General features: G+C 74.2%; 3 protein-coding genes. All 3 read right to left on the bottom strand.

What is annotated here, in order from left to right:
• Positions 1 to 5: 5 nt before the first annotated feature.
• Positions 6 to 440, bottom strand: a complete 435-nt coding sequence (locus J7W19_RS02535; protein WP_004954377.1) for a nuclear transport factor 2 family protein — start codon at positions 438 to 440, stop codon at positions 6 to 8.
• Complete coding sequence (locus J7W19_RS02530; protein WP_233478052.1) at positions 437 to 11,446, bottom strand: type I polyketide synthase; 11,010 nt, start codon at positions 11,444 to 11,446, stop codon at positions 437 to 439. Before J7W19_RS02530 ends, J7W19_RS02535 begins: the two co-directional genes overlap by 4 nt.
• A gap of 66 nt (positions 11,447 to 11,512) precedes the next feature.
• On the bottom strand, positions 11,513 to 16,396 hold the full coding sequence (locus J7W19_RS02525; protein ID WP_210455255.1) for a type I polyketide synthase: 4,884 nt from the start codon (positions 16,394 to 16,396) through the stop codon (positions 11,513 to 11,515).
• Between the last annotated feature and the right edge of the window lie 33 nt (positions 16,397 to 16,429).

The raw sequence follows: 16,429 nt of genomic DNA, 5'->3' as shown, positions 1-16,429 counted from the left end.
GCCGGTCAGCCGAGGACCGTGAGATCGGATGTGCCCCAGTACGCCTTCACGTGCTCGACGAGCCCGGACCTGTCCAGGCGCATCACGAGCATGGCCGCGCGCCGGACGCGGGCCGTCCGGGGATCGTCGGGGGCCTTGAGCCAGCCGCGCTCGGCGTACAGCGGGCCGTCGGGCAGGTAGTCCATGACGGAGGTCACCTGCAGCAGGACGTGGGTGCCGTCCTGTCCGGCGACCGGCTCGGCCGCCTCCTCGCGGACGTGGGCGCCGAGCAGTCGCGCGTAGTGGGCGCGCAGCTCCCCGTGGCCGGTGAGCGGCGGCAGGCCGACCGGGTCCTCCAGGACGGCGTCGGGGGCGTACAGCTCCAGGACCGCGTCCACGTCCCCGGCGTTGATCCGGCGGCTGTGCTCCAGGGCCCGCTGTTTGCGGGTGAACTCGTTCATCGCTGCTCCTCCACTGCCTGGCCGTCGTGTCCGTCGCCGGTGTCCCGGCCGAGGTCCCGGTCGATGAACGCGAAGATCTCGTCGGCCGACGCGTCCTGGATGCGGGTGGCCACCGCGGTGTCCCCGGCCGCCTCCCCGGCCGTGCCGTCCGGTACGTCGAGGCGGGCCAGTGCGGCGCGCAGCCGTCCGGCCAGCGCGGTCCGCGCCGTGTCGTCCCGCGAGGAGACGGCGAGCAGGGCGGACTCCAGGCGCTCGAACTCCTCCAGGACGCCGGCGAGCGGGTCCGCCTCCTGCGGCGCCAGTTCCTCGCCCAGCCGGCGGGCGAGCGCCGCCGGGTCCGGGTGGTCGAAGACGAAGGTGGCCGGCAGCTTCAGACCGGTCGCCGCCGAGAGCCGGTTGCGCAGCTCCACCGCGGTCAGGGAGTCGAAGCCGAGTTCGCGCAGGCCCTGCGTGGCGTTGACGGGCGTGGCCGCGTCGTAGCCGAGGACCGCCGCGACGTGCGAGCACACCAGGTCGAGCAGCGCCTGCTCCCGCTCCGCCGCGGGCAGCCCGCTCAGCGTCCTCAGGAGCGCGGACGGCCCCGACGGACCGGCGGCGGCCCGGTCCGCGCCGCCGCGCACCAGGTTCCGCAGCAGCGTCGGCGCGGCGGAATGGCTCCGCGCCTGCCGGCGCATCCGGGCCAGGTCCAGCCGGACCGGCGCGAGCAGCGGCAGACCGCTGTCCCACGCGGCGTCGAGGAGGGCGAGGCCCTCGTCGGCGCCGAGCCCGACCACACCGGCGGCGGCGTGCCGCGCCCGGTCGGCGTCGCTCAGCCGCCCGGACATGCCCTCCGTCAGCCGCCAGTAGCCCCAGGCCAGGGAAGTGGCCGCGGCGCCGCCGGCCTGCCGGTGCGCGGCGAGCGCGTCGAGGAAGGCGTTGGCGGCCGTGTAACCGGCCTGCCCCGCCCCGCCGAGCAGGCCGGCCACCGAGGAGTACAGGACGAACGCCGACAGGTCCGCGTCCGCCGTCAGCTCGTGCAGGTTCCAGGCGGCGTCCGCCTTCACCCGCAGCACCTCCTCGACCTGCTCGGCCGAGAGGTTCTGGACGACCGCGTCGCTCACGGTGCCCGCGCAGTGGAACACCGCGGTCAGCGGATGCTCGGCGGGCACCGACGCCAGCAGGGCCTCGGCGGCCTTCCGGTCACCCGGGTCGCAGGCGGAGAAGGTGATGTGGGCGCCCAACGCAGCAAGTTCCGCAGCGAGTTCGAGTGCGCCGGGCGCCTCGGCCCCGCGCCGGCTCGACAGCAGCAGGTTCCGTGCCCCGTGGCGGGTGACCAGGTGCCGGGCGACGAGGGAACCGAGGGCGCCGGTGCCACCGGTGATCAGCACGGTGCCGTTCGGGTCGAACGCGACCGGCAGGGTGAGCACCGGCGGACGCGAGGCGGCGTACCCGGAACCCAGCGCCTCGGGTGCCCGGCGGACGTCCCACACGGGCCCCTCCACCGGCGTCAGGGCGCCGCGCGCCGCGAACTCCGCCAGCGCCGCGACCACTTCACGGGCCCGCTCGGCCGCGACCGGCCCGACCACCCGCTCGGGGCCGGCTCCCCGCCGCACCACCAGCGCGCCGTCCCGGACCGCCAGGACCGCGTCGGGGGAGTCCGCCGGAGCGGTACCGCCCGCCGCGGCCACGTCGAGAAGCCGAGCGTCGACAAGCCGGGCCAGGCGCAGCGCCGCCGAGCCGACCGCCCCCGTGCCCTCCTCCACGAGCAGCGACTCGCCCTCGCGCAGCTCCGCCACGTCCGTGAGCGCGTGGTACGCGGACACATGGGCCCCGAGGGACCCGGCCGCCCGCGTCCAGCTCCAGCCGGACGGCACCGGCGCGACGAGCCCGGCCCCGGTGACGGCCACCGGCCCCACCACGTCGAACAGTCCGAACACCCGGTCGCCCACCGACACGGCGCCGACCCCGGCGCCCACCTCCGTCACCACGCCCGCACCGGCGATCACGGGCGCGGGAGCGCCCAGCGCGGCCGGGTCCGGCGCGGCCGCCCGCAGCGCCACCCGCACCTCGTCCGCCGCGGGCTCCCGGCCGGCCTCGGGGGCGTCGACGAGGGCGAGCCGCCCCCCGTCTCCCCGCGCCAGGCGCCAGGTGGCGGAGCCGACCGGCGGGGCGAGCCGCCCGGACGCGTCGTCGCGCACGAGCCGAGGCACGTACATCAGCCCGTCGCGCAGAGCCAGTTCGGGCTCGTCCGAGCCCAGCGCCGCCGGAACCGCCGCGAGGGAAGCGGGCAGTTCGTCGACGTCGAGCAGCGTCAGCCGGCCCGGGTTCTCGGTCTGCGCGCTGCGCACCAGGCCCCACAGCGACGCGCCGGGCAGATCGCCGGCCGTCTCGCCCGGCCGCGCGGCGACGGCGCCCTGGGTGACGACGACCAGCCGGCTGCTCCCGAACGCGGCGTCGGCGAGCCACTCCTTCAGCAGGCCCAGCAGCGAGACGGACGACTGCCGCGCGAACTCGCCCGCGTCGTACGGCTCTTCCTCCGGCGTGACACACACCGCGAGGACGACGTCGGGCGCGTCGCCGCCCGCGGCGGCCTCCGCCCGCAGTGCCCCGAACGTCTCCCGCACGGGCGCCCCGTCCAGCACCTCGGCCAGCTCCGCCGCCAGCGGCTCACCGGGCAGCGCGACGAGGGCCGACCGCGGGCGACCGCCGTCGCCCCGGACCTCCACCCGCGTCCAGTCGAGCCGGAAGAGCGCGTCACGGTCCACACCCCGCGACCCCGCGACCTGACGGGCCGCCACCGGCCGTACGGTGAGCGCCTCCAGCGTCAGCACCGGCGCGCCGGCGGTGTCCACGGCCGTCAGGGACAGCCGGTCCGCGGCGGTACGGGTGATCCGGATCCGCAGCCGGTCCGCGCCCGGCGCGTGCACGTGGAGGCCGCTCCAGGAGAACGGCAGCAGCACCTGGTCCGTGTCGGCGGACGACGTGGCCGTGTCCAGGATCAGCGCGTGCAACGCGGCGTCGAGCAGCACGGGGTGCACCCGGTACCGTCCGGCCGCGCCGCTCTCCGGCTCCGGCAGCGCCACCTCGGCGTACACGTCCTCGCCCTGCCGCCACGCGGCCACCAGGCCCCGGGTCGCCGGGCCGAAGTCGTAGCCGTACGAGGCGAGTTCGTCATAGGGGTCGGTCCCGTCGGCCTGGGCGACGGGCGTGGCACCCGGCGGCGGCCAGGCGCCGAGGGGCCCGGCGTCCGGCGCCTCGGGGCCGGCGGGCGCGAGCACGCCCGCGGCGTGCTTGGTCCACCCGTCCTCCTCCTCGCCGCCGCCGGCGGGCCGGGAGTGGACGGACACCGGGCGCCGCCCGTCCTCGTCCACCGGGCCGACCACCACCTGGAGGTCGACCGCGCCCGTGTCCCCGAAGGCGAGCGGCGTGTGCAGGGTGAGGTCCGCGAGCTGCTCGCAGCCGGTGCGCACGGCGGCCTGGAGGGCCAGCTCCACGAACGCCGACCCGGGCAGCAGCACGGTGTCCGCGACCCGGTGCTCGGCCAGCCACCCCTGGTCCCGCGGCGAGATCCGGCCCGTCAGCACATGGCTGCCGCCGTCCGCGAGTTCCACGGCGGCCCCCAGCAGCGGGTGCCCGGCCGAGGCCAGCCCGAGCCCCGACGGATCCCCCGCGAGGCCCCGGTGCCCCTCCAGCCAGTACCGCTCCCGCTGGAAGGCGTACGTCGGCAGGTCCACGATCCGGGGCGGCGGAACGGCGGGGAACCAACCCCTCCAGTCCACCTCGGCCCCGGCCGCGAACGCCTGGGCGACGGCACGCGCGAGCTGGGCCGTGTCCCCGTGATCGCGGCGCAGCGTGGGCACCACGGTGGCGGAGGCGTCCGCCCGCTCGATGGTCTCCTCCACGCCGAGGGCCAGTACGGGGTGCGGGCTCGCCTCGATGAAGAGGCGGTAGCCGTCGGCGAGCAGGGCCTCGACGGTGTCGGCGAAGCGGACCGGCTGCCGCAGGTTCGTGATCCAGTAGTCGGTGCCGAGGACACCGGTGTCGTCGAGGTTCTCGGCGGTGACCGTCGAATAGAACGCGACGCCGGTGTCCGACGGACGGATGCCGGAGAGCCGCTCGGTGAGCAGATCGGTGATCAGGTCCACCTGAGGGCCGTGGGAGGCGTAGTCCACGTCGATGACGCGGGCCCGCAGCCCGCGCGCCTCGGCCTCCGCCACGACCGCGGCGACCGCCTCGGGCGGGCCCGAGACCACCGTGGACGACGGCCCGTTGACCGCCGCGACACCCACTCCGGCATGCGCCTCGGCCAGTTCCGCGGCCTGCTCCCGGCCCACCCCGAGGGAAGCCATCGCACCGCCCCCGGACAGCTCCCGCAGCGCCAGGCTGCGCAGCGCCACGACCTTCGCACCGTCCTCCAGCGTCAGCGCCCCCGCCACGCACGCCGCGGCGATCTCGCCCTGCGAATGCCCCACTACGGCGGCCGGCACGACGCCGTACGCCGCCCACACCGCCGCCAGCGACACCATCACGGCCCACAGGACGGGCTGGACGACCTCCACGCGCGAGAGTTCGTCGCCGTCACCGCGCAGGACGTCGGTCAGCGACCAGTCGACGTAGGGGGCGAGGGCCTGTTCGCACTCGGCGATGCGGGCGGCGAACACCGGCGACTCGTCCAGCAGCCGGGCGCCCATGCCCGCCCACTGCGAACCCTGCCCCGGGAACACCAGCACCGGACCGGCACCGGACGAACCCGCGACGCCGGTCACCACGTCGGACGCGGGCTCACCCGCCGCCAGCGCCCGCAACCCGGCCGTCAGCGCGTCCCGGTCACGCCCCAGGACGACCGCCCGCCGCTCGAACAGCGACCGGGTCCTGACGAGCGACCACCCCACGTCGACGGGCGACGCGAGCCGGGGATCGTCGGCCACCCGCGCGGCCAGCGCCCGGGCCTGGGCCCGCAGCGCCGTCTCGTCGCGGGCGGAGACCACCCACGGCACCACCCCGGCCGGCGCCTCGGCGGCGTCCGCGCCCACCGGCTCCGGCGCTTCCGGCGCCTGCTCCAGGATCACGTGCGCGTTCGTGCCCGAGATGCCGAAGGCGGACACCCCGGCCCGGCGCGGGCGTTCGCCGCGCGGCCAGTCGACCGGCTCGGCGAGGAGCCGTACCCCGCCGCTCTCCCAGTCCACGTGCGGCGTGGGCGCGTCCAGGTGGATCGAGGCGGGCAGCCGCTCGTGCTCCAGGGCCTTCACCATCTTGATCACACCGGCGACGCCGGCCGACGCCTGCGCGTGCCCGATGTTCGACTTGATCGAGCCGAGCCACAGCGGCCGGTCCGCGGGCCGGTCCTTGCCGTAGGTGGCGAGGAGCGCGCCGGCCTCGATCGGGTCGCCGAGCGTGGTGCCCGTACCGTGCGCCTCCACCACGTCCACGTCCTCGGCGGACAGCCGCGCGTTGGCCAGCGCCTGCCGGATCACCCGCTGCTGCGCCTGCCCGTTGGGTGCCGTCAGACCGTTGCTCGTACCGTCCTGGTTGACGGCCGAACCACGGAGGACGGCGAGGACCTTGTGCCCGTTGCGCCGCGCCTCCGACAGCCGCTCCAGGACCACCAGGCCGACGCCTTCGGCCCAGCCCGTGCCGTCGGCCGCGGCGGCGAACGGCTTGCACCGCCCGTCCGCCGCGAGACCCCGCTGGAGCGAGAACTCCACGAACGAGCCCGGAGTCGCCATCACCGTCGCGCCCCCGGCCAGCGCCAGCGAGCACTCGCCCCGGCGCAGCGCGTTCGCCGCCTGGTGGATCGCCACCAGGGAGGACGAACAGCCGGTGTCGAGCGTCATCGCCGGACCTTCGAGTCCCAGGACGTACGACACGCGACCCGAGGCGACACAGCCGAGGTTGCCGGTGCCGATGTACCCCTCCACCTCCGTGGGCCGCTCACCGACCAGCGCGAGGTAGTCGAAGATCGTCAGGCCGGTGTACACCCCGGCGTTGCTGCCCTTGAGGGCCTCGCGGGTGATGCCCGCGTGCTCGAACGCCTCCCAGGCCGTCTCCAGCAGCAGCCGCTGCTGCGGGTCCATGGCGACCGCCTCGCGCGGGCTGATGCCGAAGAACGCCGCGTCGAAGTCCCCCGCGTCGTACAGGAACCCGCCCTCGCGCACATAGCTCGTCCCGCGGCTCTCCGGATCCGGGTCGTACAGCGCCTCCAGGTCCCAGCCGCGGTCGTCGGGGAAGTCGCCCATGGCGTCCCGGCGGGCCATGACCAGGTCCCACAGCTCGTCGGCGGAGCGCACGTCGCCCGGGTACCGGCAGGCCATGCCGACGATCGCGATCGGTTCGTCGTCCGCGACGACGCCGGCGGCCCCCGCAGCGTCGTCCGCCGTCCCGCCCGACAGCTCGGCGCGGAGGACGTCGGCGAGTGCCTCGGGCGTGGGGTGGTCGAAGACCACCGTGGTGGGCAGGGTGAGGCCCGTGCTCTTGTTGAGCCGGTTGCGCAGCTCCACCGCGGTCAGCGAGTCGAAGCCGAGCTCCTGGAACGGCTTCGCCGCCGGCACCGCGTCCACGTCCGAGTGCCCCAGGGTCGCCGCCGCCTGCGCACGCACATGCTGCAACAGCAACTGCCGCTGCTGACCCGGCTTCACCCCGGCCATCTCCTGCCGCAGCGACGACTCCTCGGCGCTCTCGCGCACCACCGGCGCGACCGCCCGCCGGTTCTCCGGCAGGTCACCGATCAGGGGGCTGGGCCGCTGCGCGGTGAACGTCGACGTGAACTGCGCCCAGTCGAAGTTCGCCACGGTCAGTGTCGTCTCGCCCGAACTCACCGCCTGGTGAAGCGCCTTGACGCACAGGTCGGGGTCGAGCGGGTGCAGACCGAACCGGCTGAAGAAGGCCAGCGCTGCCTGATCGGCGGCCATCCCGGCCTCGGCCCAGGGGCCCCAGGCGATGGAGGTGGCGGGGAGTCCTTGTGATCGGCGGTGTTCGGCGAGGGCGTCGAGGAAGTGGTTGGCGGCGCCGTAGGCGCCCTGTCGGCCGCTGCCCCATACGCCGGCGCCGGAGGAGAACATCACGAAGGCCGACAGCTCCGCGTCCCGCGTCATCTCGTGCAGGTTGAGCGCGGCCCGCGCCTTCGGCGCGAGCACCTCGTCCAGCTCGGAGAGGGAGAGCTCGCCGAGCGCGATGTAGTTGGGCACACCCGCGGCGTGGATGACGGCGGTGAGGGGGTGGGTGTCGGGGATGGTGTCGAGGAGGTCTTGGAGTTGGTGGGGGTCGCTGACGTCGCAGGCGGTGATGGTGACGGTGGTGCCGAGTTGGGTGAGTTCTTGGGTGAGTTGTTGTGCGCCGGGGGCGTGGGGTCCGCGTCGGCTGGTGAGGTGGAGGTGGGGGGCGCCTTGGTGGGCGAGCCAGCGGGCGAGGACGGCTCCGATGCCGCCGGTTCCGCCGGTGATGAGGGTGGTGCCGGTGGGTTGCCAGGTGGTGGTGGGTGTGGTGGTGGGGGCGTGGGTGAGGCGGCGGGTGTGGGTGCCGGTGGTGCGGATGGCGGTTTGGTCTTCGTTGTTGTGGGGGGTGAGGGTGGTGGCGAGGCGGGTGAGGGTGTGGTGGTCGATGTGTGGGGGGAGGTCGATGAGTTGGGCCCAGAGGTGGGGGTGTTCGAGGGCGGCGACGCGTCCGAGTCCCCAGATGTGGGCTTGGAGGGGGTGGGTGAGGGGGTCGGTGGAGCCGGTGGAGACGGCGCCTTGGGTGAGGGTGTGGACGGGGGTGGTGGTGCCGTTGTCGTTCAGTGCCTGGATGAGGGCGGTGGTGGCGGCCAGGCCCGCGGGGACGGCGGGGTGGTCGGGGTGGGGTGCCTCGTCCAGCGCCAGCAGATTGACGATCCCCGCGCATGGACCTCCCTCCAGCAGCGACCGCAACTCCCGCGCGAACTCCGCACGTTCCACGGCCCGCGCGTCCACCACATGCCGCCGAGCCTCGGCGCCGTGAGCGGCCAAGGTCTGCGCGGCCGCCAGCACGGCCGGGTGATCGGCGTGCGCGGCGGGCACCAGCAGCAGCCAGTCACCGCTCAACTCCGGCGCCTCCGACGGATCGGCCAGGTGCTTCCACGTGACGCGGTAGCGCCACGAATCGACCGTGGTCTGCTCCCGGTGCCGTCGGCGCCAGGCCGAGAGGACCGGCAGTGCCGGCTCCAGCGTCTCGACCGCCTCCGGCCCTCCGTCGAGCTCCAGACGTTCCGCGAGCGCCTCGACGTCCAGATCCTCGATCGCCTGCCACACCTGCGCCTCGACGGGATCGTGGCCGCCGCCCGTCGCCGGGGCCGCCGCGGGCGGCTCGACCCAGTAGTGGCGGTGCTGGAAGGGGTACGTCGGCAGGTCGACGGTCCGGGGGGTGGGGTCGGTGGGGAACCAGCGCCGCCAGTCGACGTCCGCGCCCGCCGTGAAGGCCAGGGCGGCGGAGTGCGTGAACTGGGCGAGGCCGCCGTGGTCGCGGCGCAGCGTGGGAACGGTCGTGGCCGTGACGCCGGACCGGTCGATGGTCTCCTGGATGCCCAGGTTGAGCACGGGGTGGGGGCTGGCCTCGATGAAGAGGCGGTAGCCGTCGGCGAGCAGGGCCTCGACGGTGTCGGCGAAGCGCACCGGCTGCCGCAGGTTCGTCACCCAGTAGTCCGTGTCCAGGCCGGTGGTGTCGATGTGCTCGGCGGTGACGGTGGAGTAGAACGCCACGTCGGTTTCCACCGGCCGGATGCCGCTCAGACGGTCCGTCAGCTGATCGGTCAGCAGGTCGATCTGTGGGCCGTGCGAGGCGTACCCGACGTCGATCACGCGGGCCCTGAGTCCCCGCGCCTCGGCCTCGGCGACCACGGCGGCGACGTGCTCGGGCGGACCGGAGATCACGGTCGAGGACGGCCCGTTGACCGCCGCGACGCACGTACCCGGCCGGTCGCCGATCAGCTCGGCGGCCTGCTCGGCGCCGGTCCCGAGCGAGGCCATGTCGCCGTGTCCGGCGAGTTGGCGGAGGGCGTTGCTGCGGATGGCGACGATGCGGGCGGCGTCGTGGAGGCTGAGGGCGCCGGCGACGCAGGCGGCGGCCATTTCTCCTTGGGAGTGTCCGACGACGGCGGCGGGGGTGATGCCGTGGTGGGCCCAGACGGCGGCCAGCGAGACCATCATGGCCCATAGGACGGGCTGGACGACTTCCACGCGGGAGAGTTCGTGGCCGTCGCCGCGCAGGACGTCGGTCAGGGACCAGTCGACGTGGGGGGCGAGGGCTTGTTCGCATGCGGCGATGCGGGCGGCGAAGACGGGTGATTCGTCGAGGAGTTGGGCTCCCATGCCGATCCATTGGGATCCCTGGCCGGGGAAGACCAGGACCGGTCCGGGGCCGATGTCCCCGGCGGTCGCGGTGACGACGTCGGGTGAGGGGTCACCGGCGGCCAAGGCGTGCAGTGCGGTGAGGGCGTGGTCGTGGTCGTGGCCGATGACGACGGCGCGGTGTTCGAAGACCGAGCGTGTGGTGGCCAGTGACCAGCCGATGTCGAGGGTGTCGGCGTCGGTGAACGCGTCGAGGCGGCGGGCCTGTTGGCGCAGGGCCTCGCCGGTGCGGGCGGAGAGGACCCACGGCACCACCGGACCCGCCTCGGCTTCGGCCGCCGGGGGCTGTTCCTCCTCCGGCGCCTCCTCCAGGATCAGATGCGCGTTCGTCCCCGAGATACCGAACGCCGAGACGCCCGCCCGGCGCGTACGCTCCGACCGCCACGCGACCGGCCCGGTGAGCAGACGTACGCCGCCCTGCTCCCACGGGACGTGCGGCGACGGCGCGTCGATGTGCAGCGAGGCGGGCAGCAGGCCGTTGCGCAGGGCCATGACCATCTTGATCACACCGGCGATGCCGGCGGCCGCCTGGGTGTGGCCGATGTTGGACTTCACCGAGCCCAGCCACAGCGGCCGGTCCGCGGGCCGGTCCTTGCCGTAGGTGGCGAGGAGCGCGCCGGCCTCGATCGGGTCGCCGAGCGTGGTGCCGGTGCCGTGCGCCTCCACGACGTCCACGTCGTCGGCCGAGAGCCGCGCGTTGGCGAGGGCGGCGCGGATGACCCGCTCCTGCGAAGGTCCGTTGGGGGCGGCCAGACCGTTGCTGGTGCCGTCCTGGTTGACGGCCGAACCACGGACCACCGCCAGGACCTTGTGCCCGCGCCGCCGCGCCTCGGAGAGCAGTTCCAGCGCCACGACGCCGGCACCCTCGCCCCAGCCCGTACCGTCGGCGGCGGCCGCGAACGGCTTGCAGCGGCCGTCGGGCGCCAGCCCCCGCTGCCGGGAGAACTCCGTGAACGAGCCGGGCGTCGCCATCACGGTGGAACCGCCCGCGAGGGCCAGCGAGCACTCGCCCTGCCGCAGCGCCTGGGCCGCCAGGTGGATGGCGACCAGCGACGACGAGCACGCGGTGTCGACCGTCACGGCCGGGCCTTCGAGGCCCAGGGTGTACGAGATGCGGCCCGAGACGACGCTGCCGAGGTTGCCGGTGCCGATGTAGCCCTCGACCTCGCTGGCCGTCTGGCTGATCAGCGTCAGGTAGTCGTGGGCGCTCACCCCGGTGAAGACGCCCGTGTCGCTGCCCCGCAGCTTCCGGGGGTCCAGGCCCGCGTGCTCGACGGCCTCCCACGCGGTCTCCAGCAGCAGCCGCTGCTGCGGGTCCATCGCCACGGCCTCGCGCGGGCTGATGCCGAAGAACTCGGCGTCGAAGTCGCCCGCGTCGTAGAGGAAGGCGCCGTCCCGCACATAGCTGGTGCCCGGGTGCTCGGGGTCCGGGTGGTAGAGCGCCTCCAGGTCCCAGCCCCGGTCGTCGGGGAACGCCGAGACGGCGTCGCCCCCCTCGCGCACGAGCCGCCACAGGTCCTCGGCGGACCGGGTGCCGCCGGGGAAGCGGCAGGCCATCCCGACGATCGCGACGGGTTCCGCCGCTTCCTTGTCGCGGAGCCGTTGGCGGGCCTCGCGCAGCTCCGCGGTGACCCACTTGAGGTGATCGAGAAGTTTCTCCTCGTTCGACATCTAACCCAGGCTCCTTGGCACTACGTGGATGATCGAGGTCATGGGGGGACGGACGGGAACGGGCGGTCAGGACTTCCCGAACTCGCTGGAGATGAGGTCGAAGATGTCCTCCGCGGACGCGGACTCCAGCGCGTCGTGGGCGGAGGCGGACCGTTCCGCCTCGCCCTCGGCCGGGTCCCACTTCGACAGCAGCACCCGGAGCCGGCCCGCGATCCGCCGCCGGGCCGCCTCGTCCATCCCGGCCGTGCCGTACGCCGCGTCCCACTTGTCGAGGGCCGCGAGGACGCTGCCCTCGCCGGCCTCCTCGCCCGCGAGGCCGAGCTGCCCGCGCAGGTGCGCGGCGAGCGCCTCGGAAGTGGGATGGTCGAAGATCACGGTGGCGGGCAGCGCGAGCCCGGTCGCGGTGTTGAGCTGGTTGCGCAGCTGGACGGCGGTCAGCGAGTCGAAGCCGAGCTCCTGGAACGGCTTCGCCGCCGGGATCTCCTCCACCCTCCGGCCGAGCGTCGCGGCCGCGTACGTCCGGACGCGCTGGACCAGGAACCCGTGCCGCTGCGACGCGGGCGTCTTCGCCAGCTCCGCGCGGAACGCGCTGGTCTCCGCACCGGAGCCCGGCTGTTCGGCCTCCCTCCGGTTCTCGGGGATGCCGTCCAGGAACGGGCTGGGCCGCTGCGCGGTGAACGTCGGGGTGAACCGCGCCCAGTCGAAGTTCGCCACGGTCAGTGTCGTCTCGCCCGAACTCACCGCCTGGTGAAGCGCCTTGACGCTCGGCTCGGGATCGATCGGGTGCAGTCCGAAGCGCTTGAAGTAGGCCAGCGACTCCGCGTCCGCCGACATCCCGGCCTCGGCCCAGGGGCCCCAGGCGATGGAGGTGGCGGGGAGTCCTTGTGATCGGCGGTGTTCGGCGAGGGCGTCGAGGAAGTGGTTGGCGGCGCCGTAGGCGCCCTGTCGGCCGCTGCCCCATACGCCGGCGCCGGAGGAGAACATCACGAAGGCCGACAGCTCCGCGTCCCGCGTCATCTCGTGCAGGTTCCAGGCCGCGTACGCCTTGGAGCCGAGCACCTCGCCCAGACGCGCGGCCGTCAGGTCGCCGATCGGCGTCAGGTCCGTCATGCCCGCGGCGTGGATGACGGCGGTGAGGGGGTGGGTGTCGGGGATGGTGTCGAGGAGGTTTCGGAGTTGGTGGGGGTCGCTGACGTCGCAGGCGGTGATGGTGACGGTGGTGCCGAGTTGGGTGAGTTCTTGGGTGAGTTGTTGTGCGCCGGGGGCGTGGGGTCCGCGTCGGCTGGTGAGGTGGAGGTGGGGGGCGCCTTGGTGGGCGAGCCAGCGGGCGAGGACGGCTCCGATGCCGCCGGTTCCGCCGGTGATGAGGGTGGTGCCGGTGGGTTGCCAGGTGGTGGTGGGTGTGGTGGTGGGGGCGTGGGTGAGGCGGCGGGTGTGGGTGCCGGTGGTGCGGATGGCGGTTTGGTCTTCGTTGTTGTGGGGGGTGAGGGTGGTGGCGAGGCGGGTGAGGGTGTGGTGGTCGATGTGTGGGGGGAGGTCGATGAGTTGGGCCCAGAGGTGGGGGTGTTCGAGGGCGGCGACGCGTCCGAGTCCCCAGACTTGGGCTTGGAGGGGGTGGGTGAGGGGGTCGGTGGAGCCGGTGGAGACGGCGCCTTGGGTGAGGGTGTGGACGGGGGTGGTGGTGCCGTTGTCGTTCAGTGCCTGGATGAGGGCGGTGGTGGCGGCCAGGCCCGCGGGGACGGCGGGGTGGTCGGGGTGGGGTGTCTCGTCCAGCGCCAGCAGATTGACGATCCCCGCGAGCCCGGACGTGTCCACCGAGGCCAAGGACTCACGTCGTACACGACCCGTCTCCACAGTGTGCGTGCGGACGGTCGCGCCGTGCTCCCGCAGCGCGTCCGCCGTGGCGGCCACGGCGGGGTGGTCGTCATGGCCGGCCGGGACGAAGAGCAGCCAGTCCCCGCGCAGCTCCGGTGTCTCGGGGGTGTCGGCGCGGTACTCCCACGTGACGCGGTAGCGCCAGGAGTCGATCGCCGACTGCTCCCGGTGCCGTCGGCGCCAGGCCGAGAGGACCGGCAGTGCCGGCTCCAGCGTCTCGACCGCCTCCGGCCCTCCGTCGAGCTCCAGACTTTCCGCGAGCGCCTCGACGTCCAGGTCCTCGATCGCCTGCCACAGCCGTGCCTCGGCCGCGTCGTGGCCTCCGCCGGCGGCGGTCGCGGCGGGGGAGCGCCGCAGCCAGTAGTGGCGGTGCTGGAAGGGGTACGTCGGCAGGTCGACGGTCCGGGGGGTGGGGTCGGTGGGGAACCAGCGTCGCCAGTCGACGTCCGCGCCCGCCGTGAAGGCGAGGGCGGCGGAGTGCGTGAACTGGGCGAGGCCGCCGTGGTCGCGGCGCAGCGTGGGGACGACGGCGGCCGTGAGGCCGAGGTGGTCGACGGTTTCCTGGATGCCCAGGTTGAGTACGGGGTGGGGGCTGGCCTCGATGAAGAGGCGGTAGCCGTCGGCGAGCAGGGCTTCGACGGTGTCGGCGAAGCGGATGGGCCGGCGCAGGTTGGCGATCCAGTACGCGGTGTCCAGGCCGGTGGTCTCCAGGCGTCCTGCGGTGACGGTGGAGTAGAACGCCACGTCGGTGTCCACCGGCCGGATACCGCCGAGGCGCTCCGTGAGCAGGCCGGCGATCTCGTCGACCTGAGGGCCGTGGGAGGCGTAGTCCACATCGATCGTGCGCGCCCGCAGGCCGCGCGCCTCCGCGTCCGCGACCACGGCGGCGACCCCTGCGGGCGGACCTGATATCACCGTCGAGTTGGGGCTGTTGACGCCCGCGATGCCCACGCCCGGGTGTCCGTCGACGAGTTCGGCGGCCTGTTCCCGGCCCACGCCGAGCGAAGCCATCGCGCCGTGTCCGGCGAGTTGGCGGAGGGCGTTGCTGCGGATGGCGACGATGCGGGCGGCGTCGTGGAGGGTGAGGGCGCCGGCGACGCAGGCGGCGGCCATTTCTCCTTGGGAGTGTCCGACGACGGCGGCGGGGGTGATGCCGTGGTGGGCCCAGACGGCGGCCAGCGAGACCATCATGGCCCACAGGACGGGCTGGACGACTTCCACGCGGGAGAGTTCGTGGCCGTCGCCGCGCAGGACGTCGGTCAGGGACCAGTCGACGTGGGGGGCGAGGGCTTGTTCGCATGCGGCGATGCGGGCGGCGAAGACGGGTGATTCGTCGAGGAGTTGGGCTCCCATGCCGATCCATTGGGATCCCTGGCCGGGGAAGACCAGGACCGGTCCGGGGCCGATGTCCCCGGCGGTCGCGGTGACGACGTCGGGTGAGGGGTCACCGGCGGCGAGGGCGCGTAGTGCGGTGAGGGCGCGGTCGTGGTCGTGGCCGATGACGACGGCGCGGTGTTCGAAGACCGAGCGTGTGGTGGCCAGTGACCAGCCCACGTCGAGGGTGTCGGCGTCGGTGAACGCGTCGAGGCGGCGGGCCTGTTGGCGCAGGGCCTCGCCGGTGCGGGCGGAGAGGACCCACGGCACCACCGGACCCGCCTCGGCTTCGGCCGCCGGGGGCTGTTCCTCCTCCGGCGCCTCCTCCAGGATCAGATGCGCGTTCGTCCCCGAGAACCCGAAGGACGACACCCCGGCCCGGCGCACCCGTTCGCCGCGTGACCACTTCACCGGTTCGGTGAGCAGGCGCAGCCCGCTGCCGTCCCACTCCACGTGGGGGGAGGGGGCGTCGATGTGCAGGGTCGCGGGCAGCGATTCGTTGCGCAGGGCCATGACCATCTTGATCACACCGGCGACGCCGGCGGCGATCTGGGTGTGGCCGATGTTGGACTTCACCGAGCCCAGCCACAGCGGCCGGCCCTCTGGCCGCCCCTGCCCGTAGGCGGAGGCGAGCGCGCCGGCCTCGATCGGGTCGCCGAGCGTGGTGCCCGTACCGTGCGCCTCCACGACGTCCACGTCGTCGGCCGACAGGCGTGCGTTGGCGAGGGCGGCACGGATGACCCGCTCCTGGGCGGGGCCGTTGGGTGCCGTGAGGCCGTTGCTCGCGCCGTCCTGGTTGACGGCCGAACCGCGGATCACCGCCAGGACCTCGTGGCCGTTGCGCCGCGCGTCGGAAAGGCGTTCCAGCAGCACCACGCCGGTGCCCTCGGCCATGCCCATGCCGTCGGCGCCCGCCGCGAAGGGCTTGCACCGCCCGTCGGGGGCGAGGCCGCGCAGCTCGCTGAAGCCGATGAGCGGCGCGGGCGACGACATCACGTAGGTGCCGCCGGCCAGGGCCAGTGTGCATTCCCCGGCGCGCAGCGCCTGGGCCGCGAGGTGGAGGGAGACCAGGGAGGACGAGCACGCGGTGTCCATCGTCACCGCAGCGCCTTCGAGGCCCAGGGCGTAGGCCACCCGGCCGGAGGTGACGCTGGCGGAGTTGCCGATGGTGAAGTATCCGGCGGTGCCCTCCGGCACCTCGGAGGCGCCCAGCGCGTAGTCGAGGCCGTCGCAGCCGATGAAGGTGCCGGTGGCGCTGCCGCGCAGGGAGAGCGGGTCGATGCCCGCCCGCTCGATGGCCTCCCAGGCGGTCTCCAGGGCGAGCCGCTGCTGCGGCGCCATGGCCAGGGCCTCGCTGGGGCCGATGCCGAAGAAGGTGGAGTCGAAGTCACCGGCGCCGCGGACGAAGCCGCCCTCGCGGACGTAACTGGTGCCGGTGGACTCGGGGTCCGGGTCGTAGAGGGCGTCGAGGTCCCAGCCGCGGTCGGCGGGGAGCGGTGCGACGGCGTCGCCGCCCGCCGCGATCAGGTCCCAGAACTCTTCCGGGGACCGCACGCCGCCCGGCAGCCGGCACGCCATGCCGATGACCGCGATGGGCTCGTGGCCCGCCGACTCGGCCTCCCGCAGCCGCCGTTCGGTCTGGCGCAGGTCCGCAGTGACACGCTTGAGGTATTCAAGAAGCTTCTCTTCGTTGTGCGCCATGCCGGTGACAACCGCTCCTCTCGGCGAGAACAG

The sequence above is a fragment of the Streptomyces mobaraensis NBRC 13819 = DSM 40847 genome (assembly GCF_017916255.1).
Classification (GTDB): Bacteria; Actinomycetota; Actinomycetes; order Streptomycetales; family Streptomycetaceae; genus Streptomyces; species Streptomyces mobaraensis.
Note: the sequence above shows the minus strand (reverse complement) of the source record. Positions and strands in the feature narration are given on the sequence as shown.

What these genes read in the sequence shown, in the direction of transcription:
- J7W19_RS02535 (WP_004954377.1), bottom strand. Translation starts at nt 440, where the DNA reads ATGAACGAGTTCACCCGCAAACAGCGGGCCCTGGAGCACAGCCGCCGG.
- J7W19_RS02530 (WP_233478052.1), bottom strand. Translation starts at nt 11,446, where the DNA reads ATGTCGAACGAGGAGAAACTTCTCGATCACCTCAAGTGGGTCACCGCG.
- J7W19_RS02525 (WP_210455255.1), bottom strand. Translation starts at nt 16,396, where the DNA reads ATGGCGCACAACGAAGAGAAGCTTCTTGAATACCTCAAGCGTGTCACT.